General features: G+C 61.5%; 13 protein-coding genes. 1 reads left to right on the top strand and 12 read right to left on the bottom strand.

All coding sequences use genetic code 11. From position 1 onward, the window contains the following. Positions 1 to 184: 184 nt before the first annotated feature. The 4 genes from ISM_RS15225 to ISM_RS15210 form a co-directional block, all read right to left on the bottom strand. Positions 185 to 2,569 (bottom strand): trimethylamine N-oxide demethylase, encoded by a 2,385-nt coding sequence (locus ISM_RS15225; protein WP_040618137.1) that lies wholly within the window; start codon positions 2,567 to 2,569, stop codon positions 185 to 187. Continuing rightward, positions 2,569 to 4,551, bottom strand: a complete 1,983-nt coding sequence (locus tag ISM_RS15220; protein WP_009815086.1) for an ABC transporter permease — start codon at positions 4,549 to 4,551, stop codon at positions 2,569 to 2,571. Before ISM_RS15220 ends, ISM_RS15225 begins: the two co-directional genes overlap by 1 nt. After that, positions 4,551 to 5,579, bottom strand: coding sequence for a quaternary amine ABC transporter ATP-binding protein (locus tag ISM_RS15215; RefSeq protein WP_040618136.1), 1,029 nt, complete (start codon positions 5,577 to 5,579; stop codon positions 4,551 to 4,553). Before ISM_RS15215 ends, ISM_RS15220 begins: the two co-directional genes overlap by 1 nt. A gap of 69 nt (positions 5,580 to 5,648) precedes the next feature. Then, positions 5,649 to 6,608 carry an ABC transporter substrate-binding protein gene (locus ISM_RS15210; RefSeq protein WP_009815084.1) on the bottom strand — a complete coding sequence of 320 codons (960 nt, stop codon included), beginning with the start codon at positions 6,606 to 6,608 and terminating at the stop codon, positions 5,649 to 5,651. Positions 6,609 to 6,869: 261 nt separating this feature from the next. Here ISM_RS15210 and ISM_RS15205 point away from each other — a divergent pair, with 261 nt between their 5' ends. Continuing rightward, positions 6,870 to 7,802 carry a LysR substrate-binding domain-containing protein gene (locus ISM_RS15205; RefSeq protein ID WP_009815083.1) on the top strand — a complete coding sequence of 311 codons (933 nt, stop codon included), beginning with the start codon at positions 6,870 to 6,872 and terminating at the stop codon, positions 7,800 to 7,802. On the opposite strand, the gene ISM_RS15200 is transcribed toward ISM_RS15205, so the two are convergent. From ISM_RS15200 to ISM_RS15165, 8 genes are all read right to left on the bottom strand, one after another. After that, positions 7,799 to 8,383 carry a hypothetical protein gene (locus tag ISM_RS15200; RefSeq protein ID WP_254655691.1) on the bottom strand — a complete coding sequence of 195 codons (585 nt, stop codon included), beginning with the start codon at positions 8,381 to 8,383 and terminating at the stop codon, positions 7,799 to 7,801. The genes ISM_RS15205 and ISM_RS15200 overlap by 4 nt on opposite strands. A 77-nt stretch (positions 8,384 to 8,460) precedes the next feature. Beyond that, positions 8,461 to 10,077, bottom strand: coding sequence for a trimethylamine N-oxide permease (locus ISM_RS15195; protein WP_040618133.1), 1,617 nt, complete (start codon positions 10,075 to 10,077; stop codon positions 8,461 to 8,463). A gap of 94 nt (positions 10,078 to 10,171) precedes the next feature. Then, positions 10,172 to 11,026, bottom strand: coding sequence for a carbon-nitrogen hydrolase family protein (locus tag ISM_RS15190; protein ID WP_009815080.1), 855 nt, complete (start codon positions 11,024 to 11,026; stop codon positions 10,172 to 10,174). A gap of 5 nt (positions 11,027 to 11,031) precedes the next feature. Next, complete coding sequence (locus ISM_RS15185; RefSeq protein ID WP_009815079.1) at positions 11,032 to 11,445, bottom strand: hypothetical protein; 414 nt, start codon at positions 11,443 to 11,445, stop codon at positions 11,032 to 11,034. A 69-nt stretch (positions 11,446 to 11,514) separates the two neighbouring features. Next, positions 11,515 to 12,879 carry an FMN-binding glutamate synthase family protein gene (locus ISM_RS15180; RefSeq protein ID WP_156783415.1) on the bottom strand — a complete coding sequence of 455 codons (1,365 nt, stop codon included), beginning with the start codon at positions 12,877 to 12,879 and terminating at the stop codon, positions 11,515 to 11,517. 68 nt (positions 12,880 to 12,947) lie between these two features. Beyond that, the gene (locus ISM_RS15175) at positions 12,948 to 13,817 is read right to left on the bottom strand and encodes a GltB/FmdC/FwdC-like GXGXG domain-containing protein (RefSeq protein WP_009815077.1); all 870 of its coding nucleotides are present in this window, start codon (positions 13,815 to 13,817) and stop codon (positions 12,948 to 12,950) included. After that, positions 13,805 to 14,740 (bottom strand): class II glutamine amidotransferase domain-containing protein, encoded by a 936-nt coding sequence (locus ISM_RS15170; protein WP_040618131.1) that lies wholly within the window; start codon positions 14,738 to 14,740, stop codon positions 13,805 to 13,807. Before ISM_RS15170 ends, ISM_RS15175 begins: the two co-directional genes overlap by 13 nt. Positions 14,741 to 14,826: 86 nt before the next feature. Then, on the bottom strand, positions 14,827 to 16,233 hold the full coding sequence (locus ISM_RS15165) for a glutamine synthetase family protein (protein ID WP_009815075.1): 1,407 nt from the start codon (positions 16,231 to 16,233) through the stop codon (positions 14,827 to 14,829). Between the last annotated feature and the right edge of the window lies 1 nt (position 16,234).

The following is a 16,234-nucleotide window of genomic DNA, read 5'->3' as shown; positions in this document are numbered from 1 at the left end:
AACGCGGCGCGACAAGCGGTCAAAACCCGCTCAGATGGCATTTCGGTTAATAGTTCAAGAGTGATCTCTAAGCACCCGTAATACTGGACTTATATAATAATCTCAAAAACCCCAACCCTATAGAAAACGGCGGGTGCGATCCCATGCACCCGCCGCCGTTAACCATCTACCTCATGGCCCGGTCTCAGGCCATCTCACTCGCATATTCGCCCTTCACCCGGGACTTTGTCGGATCGAAATGCGGAAAGGCCGACACCGTCGCCCGCAGCCGTTTTTGCAGCCCGTCGAGCTGGCCGATCTCGATCACCGTGCCGGGTTCGGCATATTCCGGCGCCACCCGGCCCAGGGCAATCACCTTGCCCAGAATGGGCGATTTCATCGCGCTGGTGATCTCGCCCACCTGCGCCTTGCCGACGCGCACGCAATCGCCCGGCACCGGCACCACGCCGCCCTGCACCTCAAAGCCCACGAGCTTGCGATGCGGGCTGGCCTTGCGCCGCTCGACCGCCACCCGGCCGATGAAATCATCCTCCATGGATTTGAGCGGCACGGTAAAGCCGATGCCCGCCTCAAAGGGGTCCGTGGTGTCGTCGAACTCGGAGCCGGCAAAGATAAGCCCGCCCTCGATCCGCAGCATATCGAGCGCCGCAAGCCCCAGGGGCGTGATCCCATAGGGCGCCCCCGCCTCCCAAACTTTGTCAAAGATTTCAACGGCATGTTTCGGGTGGCAAAAGATCTCATAGCCGAGCTCACCGCTATAGCCGGTGCGCGAGATGACCACCGAGGGCCCCGACAGATCGCCAAGCCGCGCGATGGTGAGCCGGAACCACGGCAGCTCGTCGATGGTGGGCTGCTGCGGCGGGGTCCAGAAGATCTTGGACAGGATATCGCGGCTATGCCGCCCCTGCACCGCGATATTATGCAGCTGATCGGTCGAATTGCGGACCCAGGCATTCAACCCATGCCGCTCGGCCTGTTCGCGCAGCCAGAGCCCGCTCGTGTCGTTGCCGCCGATCCAGCGGAAATTGGTCTCGCCGAGCCGGTAAACCGTGCCATCGTCGATCATACCGCCATGCTCATAGCACATGGCGGTATAGACCACCTGCCCGACGCTGAGCTTCTTCATGTTGCGCGTCACGCAGAGCTGCATGAGCTCCTCGGCATCCGGCCCCGTGACCTCGTATTTGCGCAAGGGGCTCAGGTCCATCACCGCGACCTTGTCCCGGCAGGCCCAATATTCGGCAATCGCCCCGTGATTGGTCATCGTATTGGCCAGCCAATAGCCGTTATACTCGATGAAATCGCGGGTATGGCGTGCGAAACACTCGTGGAACGCTGTTTTCTTGGTCTCTTCCACATCTGCCTCCGTGGATTTCCTGTAACCGATACTCCGTTGGAAACTCTCGGTTTCCTTATAGGTCCGAAGCTGAATTTCCGTGGGGTTCCAGCCATTGGCCGGGTCCACGTCACACGGGCAGGCCGTCGAGACACAGACCAGATCGGTCAGCGCCCGCAGCAGCACGAAATCGCCCGGCCGTGACCAGGGATCGTCCATCCCGATCGCATTGGCGTCATCCAGCATCGTGTTGAAGAAAAAGTTGATCGCAGCCCAGCCGCCGCGCGGCCGGATGCCATAGGCGCCGAGTTCGGCGTTCATATTGTCCGAACAATTCACATGGCCCGGATAGCCCAGATCCTCGTAATAGCGCGCCGTACAGGCGAGCCCGAACGTGTCATGCCGCCCGCAGGTGTCCTGCACGATTTCGACGAGCGGTTCTTGGTCCGACGACCAGTATTTTGAAAAAATTCCGGGGGTCGGGTAAAGATTTCCCATTAACGCCCGTGTCGTCGTCGGGTCAATTTCGCGCTCGAGCCCCTTGTCCAGCGCCCGCATAGAGAAGGCCTGAAAGTCCGAACACTCTCTGCCCTGCACGTCAAGGATCTGAATATATTGGCCTTTTCGGACCTCATAGGGTTTCGCCTCGCCCGGCATAATGGTCGCATCCAAGAGCGGATCGGCCAGCGGATCGTGGCTCTGCCCGGTCATTTTGACCAGTTTCGGATCGGCCCTACGGATATAAAGGGTCAATTCCGTGGCCAAACCCTCACCCTCGGGGCCCATTTCACCCCCCGGTGCGGCCACGATCAACAGCCCATCCTGCTCGGCCGTGAACCGCGCCATATCCCCCGGCCGCGAGCCTTCGCCCAGCGCCCTTATGGCGTCGCCCCGGCCAATGTCGAACCCGGCGGCATCCAGCGATTTCAACACTTTGGCCCCTGATCTTGAGCCATTGTTGAGGGTCGCGATGATGCCCTCGGGCCGGCCATAGCCCTTGGCCCCGAGCCGCCCGGCGTCCGAGCGTTTGTCCGGACCAAAGAAGACCATCTCCACTGGCTGCATGCCCTCACGGTCGAGCACCATGATCTCATCGCCGCGCCAGACCGCCACCGCCCGGCTGCCCCCGCCCGGCACCGGATGCCTCTCCACCCCCGGCGGCAGGATCGGCAACCCCGGCGTCAGCACCCCCTGCCGCTCCCACGGCACCTCAAAAACCGGTGTTATATTCATCACCCTAACCCCAATGATTTCTTACGTTTTTCGGCCCAAGAGCTGATCGCGAGATCGAAGGTCAGCGCCATCAGCGAGACGTTCATCCCGAGCACGAAATTCTTGCCCATCTCGGTCCCGGCCAGCGTCCGCTGCAGCTCCTGACCGAGATCCTGCGTGCCGATAAAGGCCGCGATGATCACCATGAAAAAGGCAAAGATGATGGCCTGATTGAACCCCACCGCCATGGTCGGCAGCGCGATGGGCAGTTGCACCGACCGCATCTTCTGCCGCCGCGTCGCGCCCGACATATCGGCGGATTCCGTCATCTCTGGCGGCACCGAGCGCAGGCCTTCCACCGTGTAGCGGCAGAGCGGCACCATGGCGAAGATCAGGATGGAGAAGACCACCGCCACATCATTCACCCCAAAGAGCATGATCGCCGGGATCAGGTAAATGAAGCTCGGGAAGGTCTGCGCCGTGTCACAGGCAAGCAGCACCCGTTTCGACCATTTCTCCGACCGCGCCGCCGCAATGCCGAGCGGGATGCCGAGAAGCGTCGCGAGGATCACCGCCGAGATCACCGTGTAGAGCGTGATCACCGACCGATCCCACCAGCCCGAGAAGGCGACAATCGTGAAAAACACCGCCGCATAGATCCCCGGTTTGCGCCCGCCCACCCCATAGGCAAAGGCCACGATGACGAGCACGAAAGCAGGCGTCGGCACCCACAAGAGCGCATCCCGGAACGGGATCAGGATCTTCACATTGAGGAACCAGCGCAGCCAATCCGTCACGCCACGCACCGCCTCGAGAGCGAGGAAGTTCTTGATGATATTGTCGATTTCCTTGCCCTGGCTGAAATGCTGACGGCGGCCGATCTCGGCGAAAACCTCGATCACCTGCGACAGCAAGAGGAAGAGGACAAAACCGCCGACGCCTGCCAGCAGGTAGATATGCCGCTTCCACCAGGGCGTGCCGCGCTCGAAATGTTCGGGCTGTTTGACGACCCAGGCCTTGCTCAGCCGGTCGAGCATGATCGCCAGAAGGACGATGGTCACGCCGATCTCGAAGGACCGGCCGAGCTTGAAGCTGCCCATCATCGCCAAGAGCTTGGCGCCAAGGCCCGGCATCCCGATAAAGGCGGTGAGAACCACCATGGCGAGGCAGAGCATGATCACCTGGTTGAGCCCCACGAGGATCTCGGTTCGCGCCGAAGGCACATAGACCCGGCTGAGCATTTGCCAGCGCGTACAGCCCGACATTTTGCCCGCCTCGACCACTTCGGGGCTGACTTTCTTGAGGCCGAGCGTCGTCATCAGAACCATCGGCGGGATGGCATAGATGATCGTCGCCACCGCGCCCGCCGTCGGCCCAACTTTGAAAAAGATCACCGCCGGTAGCAGATAGGTAAAGAACGGCAGGGTCTGAAGCACGCTGAGGATCGGTTTGATCATCCGCTCGAAGCCGTGGAATTTCCACGCGAGAATGCCCAGGGTCAGCCCGATGACAAAGGCGAAAGGTGCGGCCACGACGAGCACCGACATGGTCTGCATCGCGATGTCCCATTGGCCGATCAGCGCGGTCCAGACGAATGTCCCACCCGCCAGCAGTGCAAACCGCCAGCCACCGAGATAGTACCCCAGAACCGCCGCCGATGCGGCAATCGCCGTCCATGGGATCGGGCCGATATTGGGCCAGCGGCGCTTGCCGTAAAAGAGGTTGGCCGTGGCGTCCAGGATCACTTCAAGCCCGGCGGTCAGTGCCCGGGTGAGATGGATCAGGCCCAGATCGTCCTTGATGAAATTGAACACCGCATCGAGCCAGACCGCCATCGGCGGCACCGCCCACTCGGGCACCCGCACGAGCCACGCGGGCAGCGCCCCGACCGCATGCAGCAGCACCAAGGCCACCGATCCGCCCAAGAGCGCCCAGAGCACCGGGTTCTGCGGCCAGATCGACCGCGTCGGTTCCAACTCCGTCACAAGCTGCGTCTCGGCCATTATTCCGCCCCCAGCAGCACATCCAGAGCTGCCTTGCGTTCAAGCACGCCGATCACAGCGCCTTGGCGGTCGCTGACGGGCATCAATTCGCGCGGGTCGTTGACCAATTGCCGGGCCAGCGCGTGAATGGTCAGGTGACCGGCGATGGGCTGGCCTTCGACGGCGGTGCCATTGACCGGGCGCAACAGCCCTCGGGCGCGCACAACCCGCGCCTTGTCGATGTCTTCGGTGAATTTGTGGACATAATCGGTCGCCGGGTTGAGCACGATCTTGTCCGGCGTGTCGCATTGTTCGACCGCGCCGTTGCGCATGATGGCAATCCGGTCAGCAAGGCGCAGCGCCTCGTCGAAATCATGGGTGATGAAGACGATGGTCTTGCCGAGCATTTCCTGCAGGCGCAGGAACTCATCCTGCATTTCGCGCCGGATGAGCGGATCGAGCGCGCTGAACGGTTCGTCGAGAAACCAGATATCCGGCTCGATGGCGAGGCTGCGGGCGATGCCGACGCGCTGTTGCTGACCGCCGGAAAGTTCGCGCGGGAAATAATCCTCGCGCCCGTCGAGACCAACAAGCTGGATCACTTCCATCGCGCGTTCGCGGCGGGCATGTCGATCTTGCCCACGCATTTCGAGCGGAAAGGCCACATTGTCGAGAACGGTGCGGTGCGGCAGAAGGCCGAAGGACTGAAATACCATCCCCATCTTGGAGCGGCGCAGCTCGATCAGCTCTTGCTCGGACATCGCCATGATGTCCTCGCCATCCACCTCGATCGTGCCGCCGGTGATGTCATGGAGCCGCGAAAAACAACGCACAAGCGTAGATTTTCCCGATCCCGACAGCCCCATGATGACGAGCATTTCGCCCCGTCCCACATCAATCGACACATCTTTGACGCCGGCAATATACCCATCTGCGCGAATGGCGTCGAAAGAATGCCCTTGCGGCATTTTGGACAGATAGCTCTTGGGGTTGGCGCCAAAAAGCTTCCATACGTTTCGCGCGGAAATCACTGGTTGATCTGTGGTCATTGGTCCCCCTGGGGCTGCTGGGGTCACGCCCGCGACGGGCGGGCGCGACGTTGGCTGTAGGTGAAAGGCTTAGGCTTTGCAGGACGCGACCCAGGGCTCCCAGGCGTCGGTATTGGCATCGAGCCATTCGGCCGCCGCCTCTTCGGGTTCGAGCTCGTCGGTGTCGACCAGCTTGGCCATCTCGGCGATTTGCGGGTTGGTAAAGCTGATCGCCTCAAGCAGGCAGTAGCCGGTGGGCCATTTGGCCTCCATCCCCTCCCAGGCGGCCTTTTTCAGGTAGCCAGCCGATGGGTTGCCGCAATCATAGAGCGCGTCGGGGTTGGGTCCCACCGCCGGATCGGTGTCGCAACCCTCTTCCCATTCCGGGAATTCGACAAATTCACCGGGCCAGACGGCTTCGGCAAAGTTTGGCGTCCAGTTGAACACCACCACCGGGCGTTTGTCGGCCTCGGCCGAGCCAATCTCGGCCCAGAGCGCCGCGGCAGAGCCCGCGTTGATCACGGTAAAGTTCATGTCGAGCGCTTCGACACGTTCCTTACCATGTTTGAGCCAGTCCACCGGACCGTCGAGGTAACGGCCCTTGTCGCCGGTCTCGGGTGTGGCGAATTTCTCGGCACAATCGTTGAGCGCCTTCCAGTCGGGCAGGCCCGGGCAGGCCTCTTTGGTCCACATGGGATACCACCAATCCTCGCGGGTGACGGCATCATGATCGCCCACATCGACGATCCCGCCCTTTTCCATCGCAGCCCGGAAGGACGCGCCAAACGCCCCTTCCCAGACTTCCATTTCGAGGGTCACATCGCCGAGCCGCACGGATTCGTAGACCGCCTGACTGTCGGTGGTGACATATTCCACGGCGAGCCCGGCCTCTTCCATGATCTGGCCGGTGACATTCGACATGACGATCTGGCTCGACCAGTTGTGCACCGGGATCACGATCGGATCAGAACTGTCCTCGGCCAGAGCCGGGCCGCTGAGGGCCAGCCCCGAGGTGAGTAACGCGATGGGCAAACTACGGTTCAGTTTCATGACAACTCCCTGATATCTGATTTTGTTTTGCCTCTTGCAGCGCTACGCCGCCGGGCTGCCGTATTGTGACGTCAGGAGGGGCAAATCCTGAACAAGAGATTTGCGAGGCTGAGCCTTCATATTTTATAGCCTTGGCAGGGTTTTTCTGGTCTAATCAACCTGTTGCGCAGGAAGGCCAAAGGGATCTACCCTCTGTCCCTGCCGTATGACGTCGCAAAAGGTGTCACCATCATGGGCCGAGCCGGAAAATTACTGCCCCCATTGGATTACCTGCTGGCCTTCGAGGCGGCGGCGCAGCACGGGTCGTTTGCCCGCGCCGGACGGCTTTTGAACATCTCCGAGACCTCGATCAGCCGCAAAGTGCGGCTGTTGGAACAGCATTACGACGTGCCGCTCTTCGTGCGCGGGCATCGCTCTGTCACGCTCACGCCGCAGGGGCATAGCCTCTTGGTGCCGGTGCAGCAGGCGATGAACCAGCTCCGCAACACTTCGCAGGACATGCTCTCGAAACATCAGCGCAACACGGTGACGGTGTCCGCCACCAATTCAGTCGCGGCGCTCTGGCTGATGCCCCGGCTGGCGCGGTTCAACCGGGCCAATCCGCGGATTCGGATCACGCTAATCGCGTCGGATGATGACGGCGAATGCTTGGCCGATACGGTCGATCTCGCCATTCTGCGTGGCGAAGGGCATTGGCCCTGTTTCCAGGCGAGCCAGCTCTTTGGCGAGACGGTGTTTCCGGTCTGCTCGCCCGATTATCTCGAGGCGCACCCAGAGCTCGACTGCGCCGCGGCCCTGCCCCGGCATGATCTCATCGAGGTGGCGAACCAGCATACGGAATGGATGAATTGGCGCACCTGGCTCACGCAGAACCACGTCAATTACGACCTGACCCATGACACCGGCAGCCGCATACAGCTCAACACCTATCCGCTCGCGGTGCAGGCAGCGGTGGATGGGCTGGGCGTGGCGCTGGGCTGGGCGCATCTGGTCGATCGGCAGCTCGAAGCGGGCAGCTTGGTGCGGCCTTTGGGCGACACCTGCCTGCGCACCAAGTCAGGCTATCACCTTCTACGCCCGACCGAACAGCAGGCCTTTCCCGAACGTCAGATCGTCGAGGATTGGCTCTTGCAGGAAAGCGCCGCGCGCAAACGCTACACGCCACCGGCGCAACCTGCCCATAGCCTCGGTTAACGGCCCGGCGCGACGGCGCTCGAGGCGTCCCAATCCGGCTCGAACCCGAGCACCTCGGTGCCCGGTGGCAGTGCCGGGTTGAACAGGCGGTTATGGGCGATGGTCGCCGCATGGAGCGGAATATGCGCCGCCAGCCGCCAGACCTTGCACTTGAGGTCAAAGCGCTGATTGAACGCCTCAAAGACCAAGGTCACATGGCCCGCCTCATGCAAGGTCTTGGCCCCTTCAGATCCCGGCGGAAAGGTCGCGGTCAGAATATCGGAAAATTCAACCGCGTTTTGATAATAGCCTGCCGCCAGAAACTGCAACGCCTGATCGCGGCGCTGGGCCGGGTCATTGGTCTTGGCCGCCATGTAATCGAGCTCGGCCGTCACCGAATAGCCGGGGCTCTTGTTCAAAAGCGTGATGATATGGCCCATGGCGTCATCCTCGCCGGGCAGAAAGACCGCTGGGGTGATCGCGTCATCGGGCCGCCCCTCTTGATCGCGCATCGCCATTTGCCGCACACGACATTGCCAGCGCAGAAAGGTCATCTGCAGCGGGTTGGGATCGCGGGCTATTCCGAACTGGTCCTGAAGCATCGACACGGGCGCATACTCTCTTTTCTGTCTTGGGGTCGGAGGGCGCGACCTGCGCCCTCCGGGTGGTCATAAGGCGCTCAGAGCTGGAAGATCTGGTTGGCGATGATCGCCACCGCGATGCCTCCGGCCAGCGCCAGATAGGGCAGCATGCCCGCCTTCTTCACGCTCAGATCGCGCGAGCTCAGATGTAGATCGTCGAGCATTGCATCGGGGAACTGGCCCTTGTCCTGCACGTAATGCCGATAGGCAAAGACCGGCAGAATCAGAAGCGCCGCGATAATCCCGGACATCAGCGTCCCCTCGCCCCAGACATTCGCACCGGCGCCAAGCAGGATCGCGTTGATGAAGCTGAGCACGATACCCACCGCCATCAACGGCGTCGGGCAGCGCCACGGGCGCGGTGTGTCGGGGCTGTCGATCCGGTGGATCCAACCGGCGTTGAGGTTGAGGAAGTTAAAGATCAGATAGCAGCAGTTCGACACTGCCAGCACGAAGAGGTAATCCGACATCATCAGCAGGATCAGGTTGAACCCAAGGTCCGTCCACATCGCATTGGTCGGCGCGCCATGGCTATTGGCCTTGGCCAGGTAGCGCGGCAACCAGCCATCGACGCCGCCCTGATAGAGCGTGCGCGACGACCCCGCCATCGAGGTCATCACCGCCAGCAAAAGCGCGAGGATCAGCATGATCACCATGAGCGAGAAAACGAAGGATCCGCCGCCGACCATGCCCGCCATGGCACCGGCCACCGCCGAGCCGTCGACAATGCCGTCCTGCAACATCCCTTCGACGCCCAGAACCCCCTGAAACGAGAGCGGCACCAGCGTATAGACCAAGATGCACAGAAGCCCGGCAAAGAGGATCGCCCGCGGCGTGTCATAGGCCGGGTCCTTGAACTCGGACGTATAGCAAATCGCCGTCTCGAACGCATAGGCCGACCAGGCCGCGATAAAGAGCCCACCAAGGAAGAGCGTCCAGCCGGGGATATCCCACTGGCCTTGGGTCACATTGCCGTCCGCGTCAAAGGCCAGAGGTTTGAGCGGCGTGAGGTTTTCCGCCAGAACATCGCCGGTCAACAGCGGCACGATCCCCACGATGAGAAGCGGGATCACCACGGCAAGCCCCATGATCGTCTGGAACTTGGCCGCGCGCAAAACGCCGCCATGCTGAACACCGAAGACCACCAACAGGATCATCGCGCCGAGCATGAAGGTCGCGTCGATCCGCAGGCTCAGCCCCTCTTTCAGACCATCGAGATTGACCAGCGTGATCTGCCAGCTGCGAATGGCGCTTTCGGGATCGAAGAAGACGTTGAGAATATAGCCCGCTGCAAGCCCGCCGCCGATCGCCAGAACCGGCGTCCAGGCGAGCCAGTTGCACCAGACTGATAGTGGCGCCAAAAGCTTGCTATAGCGCACCCAAGCCGCCGCGCCATAGACCGAGGCGCCGCCGCTTTTCGACGGGAAAAGCCCGGCGATCTCGGCATAGATAAAGGCCTGCAGAAAGCCGAAGCTCACCGAGAGCATCCAGATCACCCAAGACGGGTTACCAATAGTGGCGGCAATACCGCCGATGGAAAACAGAACCAGAGCCGGAACACCGCTGGCGAGCCAAAAGGCCTGAGGCCATCGAATGGCGCGGTGCAGGGTTCCGTCCCCTGGTGCCGCCCCGACATTTTCATTTGCCAAAGTCATTTCTCACATCTCCACTGTTCAGTTTGTTATTTTTCGCTGATTTTCGTGCCGACCCCCGCAATACTCGGACCATGTTCGGCGTTACTCGGAGAGGTCAGGCGCGCTCTTGCGTTGAAAAAGCTGTTGGGGTGTCAAAGCTCCTCGCGTTGTTAAGACTTGGAATTCGGGATTGGGTGGCGGCCACCATGTCGAGATCAATGGTGGCGGAAATGATGCCCTTGTCACTGCCGCCATCGGCCAGCACGCGCCCCCAAGGGTCGATGATGAGAGAATGCCCATAGGTCTCGCCGCCGCCCGGCACCGGGCCGGTCGCACAGGCCGAGACCATGAAACGCGTGGTTTCAATCGCGCGGGCGCGGTTCAGGATATGCCAATGGGCCTCGCCGGTAAGCTTGGTAAAGGCTGCGGGACAGCACAGGATTTCGGCGCCCTCGCAGGCCAGCGTGTGAAACAGCGCCGGAAAGCGCAGGTCATAGCAGATTGCATGACCGATCCGCGCCTTGGGCGTGTCATGGATCACAGCCTGTCCGCCCGGCGCGACCGTGGCGCTTTCGCGATAGGATTGACCGGGGCCGAGATCGACATCGAAGAGATGGATCTTGTCATAACGCCCCACGATGGAACCATCGGGGGCGATCATATAGCCGCGGTTGATGAATTTCTCGGGGCTTGGCCCGCGAACGGCAATCGAGCCGATATTGAGCCAGACGCCCGCGCCCGCGCACCAGTCGCGCAGACCTTGCAGGACGGGATGGCTCTCCTCCTCGGCCACCGGCGGGGCAAGCCGCCCATCCTCGGTGCGCAGCCCGCCGCAATATTCCGGCAGGAACAGAATTTCCGCGCCCGCCGCCACCGCCTCTTCGGCCAGCCCGATGGCCTCGTCCAAGGCGGGCTGAAACCCGGCCAGAGGCCGGGTCTGAAGACAGGCGATATGCAGCGGGCGCGGCACGGGGTTCAAAACTTCATATAAGCTTTGCGCAGGTTCACCAGCGGATGCCTATCAGACATCTGAAACTTGATGAGCAGCTCGCGCGCGATCATGTCCCGATCCTGCTGATTGTCGGGCAGCGAGATCGTGTCGGGCACTCGGACCCAGCCATTGTTGTTGCGGTCGAACACCGCCGGGCTGCCCTCTTCATAGCCCATATGGACATCTTCGAGCCAATTGAGATCGTCCCAGCCCATCGTCTCCATATATTTGGTCAGAAAAGGCGTGATCCGTTCGTAATCGGGCACGAGGTTCACATCGTAGCGGTAGCCGATGTGCTGCCCGATTTCCTTTTCGCGCTCGCTCTCGAGCCCGTCCTTGTCCTTCAGGAACTGGTCGACATCCTTGATCTCGGAGCCGCGATACTGTGTTCCAGCCATTTGGTCTTTCCTCCGTTTTGGGGGCCGTCCGCCCTGCCCCTCGGGGTTCAGGCGGACGACGCGCAGCTCTTACAGGTGGTGGTAGTCCTCGACGCCCACCGTGTGATTGGTGCCCGCCAGCGGCACGCCGGCCATGGCCGAGGCTTCCATCGTCAGCGCCGCCAGGTCTTCGGGCTCGAGGCTGTGGATGTAGGTCTTGCCGCAAGCGCGGGCAAAGAGCTGGGCCTCGATGGTCAGCGTGTGCAGGAAGTTATAGACACGTTCCGCCGCCGCATCCGGATCAAGCCGCTCGCGCAGCTTGGGGTCTTGCGTCGCCACGCCGACCGGGCAGCGGCCCGTGTGGCAATGGTAGCAATAGCCCGGCTCGGCGCCGATCTCCTCGGGGAAGTTGGCCTCGGGGATGTCCTTGTTGCAGTTGAGCGCCATCATCGCCGAATGGCCGATGGCGATGGCATCCGCCCCAAGCGCAATCGCCTTGGCCACATCCGCGCCGTTGCGGATACCGCCGGCATAGACGAGGCTGATCTCGCCGCGCTTGCCGAGGTCGTCAATGGCCTTGCGGGCCTGACGGATCGCCGCCATGCCGGGCACGCCGGTGTCCTCGGTGGCGAGGTGCGGACCGGCCCCGGTGCCGCCTTCCATCCCGTCGATATAGATGCTGTCGGGATCGCATTTCACCGCCATCCGCACATCGTCATAGACGCGGCTCGCGCCAAGCTTGAGCTGAATGGGGATCTGCCAATCGGTCGCTTCACGGATCTCCTGGATCTTGAGCGCGAGGTCATCGGGACCGAGCCAATCCGGGTGCCGCGCGGGCGAGCGTTGGTCGATGCCCGCGGGCAAGGACCGCATCTCGGCCACCTGATCGGTCACTTTCTGACCCATGAGATGCCCGCCAAGCCCGACCTTACAGCCCTGCCCGATGAAGAACTCGCAAGCATCGGCCAGCACGAGGTGGTTGGGGTTGAAGCCATAGCGCGACTGGATGCATTGGTAGAACCATTTCGAGCTATAGCGCCGCTCGTCGGGGATCATGCCGCCCTCGCCCGAACAGGTCGCGGTGCCCGCCATGGTCGCCCCACGGGCCAGCGCGGTCTTGGCCTCATAGCTCAGCGCGCCAAAGGACATGCCGGTGATATAGACCGGGATATCGAGCTCGAGCGGGCGTTTGGCCCGCGGGCCAATGACCGTCTTGGTTTCGCATTTCTCGCGGTAACCTTCGATCACGAAACGCGTCAGCGTGCCGGGCAGAAAGGTCAGGTCATCCCAATGCGGGATCTTCTTGAAGAGCGAGAACCCCCGCATCCGATAGCGCCCGAGCTCGGACTTGATGTGGATGTCATCCATCACCCTCGGCGGGAAAATAAAGCTGTCACCGATGCGGTTCACATCGCGGGCCAGCGCTGGTTTTTTCGGCATGTCACCGTCAGCCATGGTGGTGTTCCTTGTCTTGCGGAGAGCTGGAGAACTGCGCCCGGTGACACCCGGGCGCGCGCCAGCCATCACAGAATGAGTTTCTTCTCGGAGGGTTCGAGATTGTCGTAGTTCCAGAGCTGTTTGCCCGCGACGATCTTGGTGAAATGATCCACGCCCTTGTCCGGCATCAGCCCATATTGGGTGAGCTTGCGGGTGAGCCATTTCTTGTCGAGCTCGGTCAGCTCGGCCTCGACCGCATCGACGCCGAGCGATTTGATGTCTCCGCCCACGAAAATCGTGCCGTCATACATCGAGTCGCCCAGGTTCTTGCCGGCATTGCCACAGACAACCATCCGACCGCGCTGCATCATAAAGCCCGAGAGCGCGCCAGTGTCGCCACCGACGATGATCGTGCCGCCCTTCTGGTCGATGCCGGTCCGCGAGCCCACCGAGCCGCGGCAGACGAGATCACCGCCCCGGATCGCCGCGCCAAAGGTCGAGCCTGCATTCTTTTCCACCAGAACCGTGCCGGACATCATGTTCTCGCCACAGGACCAGCCGACGCGGCCGGTGATGCGCACATTCGGCCCATCGAGAAGCCCCACGCCGAAATAACCGGTCGAGCCTTCGATGATCAGGTTGAGCTTGCTCAGGATGCCGACGCCAAGGCTGTGCTTGCCGCGCGGGTTCTTGAGCACGATCGTGCCATAGCCTTCGGCCATCAGCGACCGGATGCGGCTGTTGACCTGGGTCGAGGTCATGTCATCCGTGTCGATCTCGGTCCGCTTGTTGAAATCTACCTCGGGCGCCCAAGGATAGGTAAAGCGCTCTTCGGCGTCGGGGTCGAACTCGACATAGAGCGATTTGCCCGTCAGCTGTTCGGTGGTCATGCCGAGCGCCTTGGCGCGCTCGTCCTGGCTCATGGTCTTGAGCTCTGCGTCGCTTACGCCTGCCATACCCGAACCTCCTCATCATAGGGATCATATGTGTCGATTTCCTCTGGCAGGATCGCACGGATCGCCACCTCTTCGGATGCCATGGCGATGAGATCATCGCTCTCGTAGAGAACCAGCGGTTTCGCGGCCATCGTGTCCTTGGCCATGCCGAGCTGATCCTTGGTCGCCACCAAATAGGTGAAGACGCCGTCGATCTCGTTGATCGAATTGCGCAGGCTTTCCTCCAGCGACACGCCATTGGCGAGGTTATGCGCCGTGTAGACCGCCAGGAGTTCGCTGTCGCAGTTCGACATGAACCGATGGCCCTTGCGCTCCATCTCGCGGCGCATGATCCAGTAGTTGGTGATCTGGCCGTTATGGACGACGCTCACGTCATTATAGGGAAAGGCCCAATACGGGTGCGCGGATTTGATATCCACATCCGATTCCGTGGCCATCCGGGTGTGGCCGATGCCATGAGTGCCCTTGAAGTCATTGAGCCCATAGGCCTCGGACACAACGCTCGCATCGCCCAGATCCTTGATCAGCTCGAGCCCGTTGCCCATGCTGAGGATCTCGACCCCTTCGGTCTCTTCGATATGCGACGCCATCTCACCTGTGTCGCCGGAATGGGTCAGCACATAGCGCAGCGAATATTCCCGCGGCGCCGATTTCGATTTCACCTTGGCGCCATGTTCCGCGAGGATGGTTTCCACCTCGGTGATCCGGTCCTTGATCACCTGATGGATGCCCCGGCCCCGGTCCATGTCTTCGGCCTCGGCCACCTTGAGGCGCATGATATAGTCGCCCTCTGTCGGTTCGCCGTAGACCGCATAGCCGGTGCTGTCCGGCCCCCGGTGTTTGAGCGCCTGCAGCATGGCGGTCATCTCTGACCCGACCGAGCTGCTTTTGCCCTTGTGTATCAATCCTGCAATCCCGCACATCTTGAATGCGCCTCCTTCGTTCCAGGTTGCGTTGATGGGTGAAGGCGGGTGTAACACCCGGCCTTCGCTCAGTTTTTCGGGGCACCTTAGGGAAGGCACTCCATATAGGTATCCTTGTCCCAATCGGTGACCGTGGACATGAATCGCGCGTATTCGTCCTGTTTGTACTCGTCATAGAGGCGGTACATCTCACCGGGCATGCCGCGCCGGACCACCTCGCTGTTTTTCAGGAACTCGAGCGCCTCACCGAGGCTCATCGGCAGCTTCTTGACCTCTTTGCCGGCCTTGATGGCGGCATAGATGTTGCGCTCTTCGGGTGCGCCCGGGTCGAGCTGATTGTCGATCCCGTCATCCATCGCCGCGAGCAAGGTGGTGCCCATGAGATAGGGGTTCACCATGCTGTCGACCGAGCGGTATTCGAACCGCCCCGGGGCCGAGACGCGCAGACCCGTGGTGCGGTTCTGAAAGCCCCAGTCGGCAAATACCGGCGCCCAGAACCCGGTGTCCCAGAGCCTGCGATAGGAATTGACCGTGGAACAGCCCACTGCCGTCAGCGCCTGCAGGTGATGCACCACCCCGCCGATCGCCTCGAGCCCTTCCTTGCCGGGCATTTGCGGATCGTCGTCATCGGGCATGAAGGTGTTTTCACCGCCGCGCACATACATGTAGTTTTCGGCCATGCCCGGCAGATCATCCGGATCGTTGCCGCATTTGACGAACTCATCCTCGCCACCGCGCCACAGGCTCATGTTGTGGTGACAGCCCGAGGCCGACACGCCCATGAAGGGTTTGGTCATGAAACAGGCAAAGATCCCGTTCTCCCGCGCCACCTGGGCGCAGATCTGGCGATAGGTGGTGAGCCGGTCTGCGTTGCGCAGCACGTCGTCGAACATCCAGTTCAATTCGAGCTGGCCGGGCGCGTCCTCATGGTCGCCCTGGATCATGTCGAGCCCCATCTGGCGGGCATAGCGGATCACCTGCATCGATACCGGGCGCAGGCTCTCAAATTGATCAATGTGATAGCAATAGGGTTTGGAATAGCCGTCGCGCGGCTTGCCGTTTTCATCGAATTTGAGCCACATCATTTCGGGCTCGGTGCCGATGCGCAGGCGGCGGCCGTGTTTCTTCTCGAAATCATCATGCATGCGGCGCAGGTTGCCACGGCAATCCGAGGTCAGGTAACCACCCGGGTTTTCCTTTTCCTCTCGGTTGCGGAAAAGCGTGCAATAGAACCGGCCGATGGTCGGCGCCCAAGGCAGCTGCATGAAGGTTTCCGGCTCGGGAATGCCGATCAGCTCAGCGGCTTCGGGCCCATAGCCCAGATATTCACCGGCGCGGTTGGTAAAGAGGTTCACCGTGGCCCCGTAGACCAGTTGGAACCCTTTCTTGGCAACGCTTTCCCAGTGATCTGCCGGGATACCCTTGCCCATGATCTTGCCGGTTACGGAAACGAATTGGAGGTAAAGATATTCGATCCCCTTGGCATCGATCATC

It is taken from the genome of Roseovarius nubinhibens ISM (assembly GCF_000152625.1).
In the GTDB taxonomy this organism is placed as follows: Bacteria; Pseudomonadota; Alphaproteobacteria; order Rhodobacterales; family Rhodobacteraceae; genus Roseovarius; species Roseovarius nubinhibens.
This window is presented reverse-complemented; position numbering and strand designations above follow the sequence as displayed.

What these genes read in the sequence shown, in the direction of transcription:
- ISM_RS15225 (WP_040618137.1), bottom strand. Translation starts at nt 2,569, where the DNA reads ATGAATATAACACCGGTTTTTGAGGTGCCGTGGGAGCGGCAGGGGGTG.
- ISM_RS15220 (WP_009815086.1), bottom strand. Translation starts at nt 4,551, where the DNA reads ATGGCCGAGACGCAGCTTGTGACGGAGTTGGAACCGACGCGGTCGATC.
- ISM_RS15215 (WP_040618136.1), bottom strand. Translation starts at nt 5,579, where the DNA reads ATGACCACAGATCAACCAGTGATTTCCGCGCGAAACGTATGGAAGCTT.
- ISM_RS15210 (WP_009815084.1), bottom strand. Translation starts at nt 6,608, where the DNA reads ATGAAACTGAACCGTAGTTTGCCCATCGCGTTACTCACCTCGGGGCTG.
- ISM_RS15200 (WP_254655691.1), bottom strand. Translation starts at nt 8,383, where the DNA reads ATGCTTCAGGACCAGTTCGGAATAGCCCGCGATCCCAACCCGCTGCAG.
- ISM_RS15195 (WP_040618133.1), bottom strand. Translation starts at nt 10,077, where the DNA reads ATGACTTTGGCAAATGAAAATGTCGGGGCGGCACCAGGGGACGGAACC.
- ISM_RS15185 (WP_009815079.1), bottom strand. Translation starts at nt 11,445, where the DNA reads ATGGCTGGAACACAGTATCGCGGCTCCGAGATCAAGGATGTCGACCAG.
- ISM_RS15180 (WP_156783415.1), bottom strand. Translation starts at nt 12,879, where the DNA reads ATGGCTGACGGTGACATGCCGAAAAAACCAGCGCTGGCCCGCGATGTG.
- ISM_RS15175 (WP_009815077.1), bottom strand. Translation starts at nt 13,817, where the DNA reads ATGGCAGGCGTAAGCGACGCAGAGCTCAAGACCATGAGCCAGGACGAG.
- ISM_RS15170 (WP_040618131.1), bottom strand. Translation starts at nt 14,740, where the DNA reads ATGTGCGGGATTGCAGGATTGATACACAAGGGCAAAAGCAGCTCGGTC.
- ISM_RS15165 (WP_009815075.1), bottom strand. Translation starts at nt 16,233, where the DNA reads ATGATCGATGCCAAGGGGATCGAATATCTTTACCTCCAATTCGTTTCC.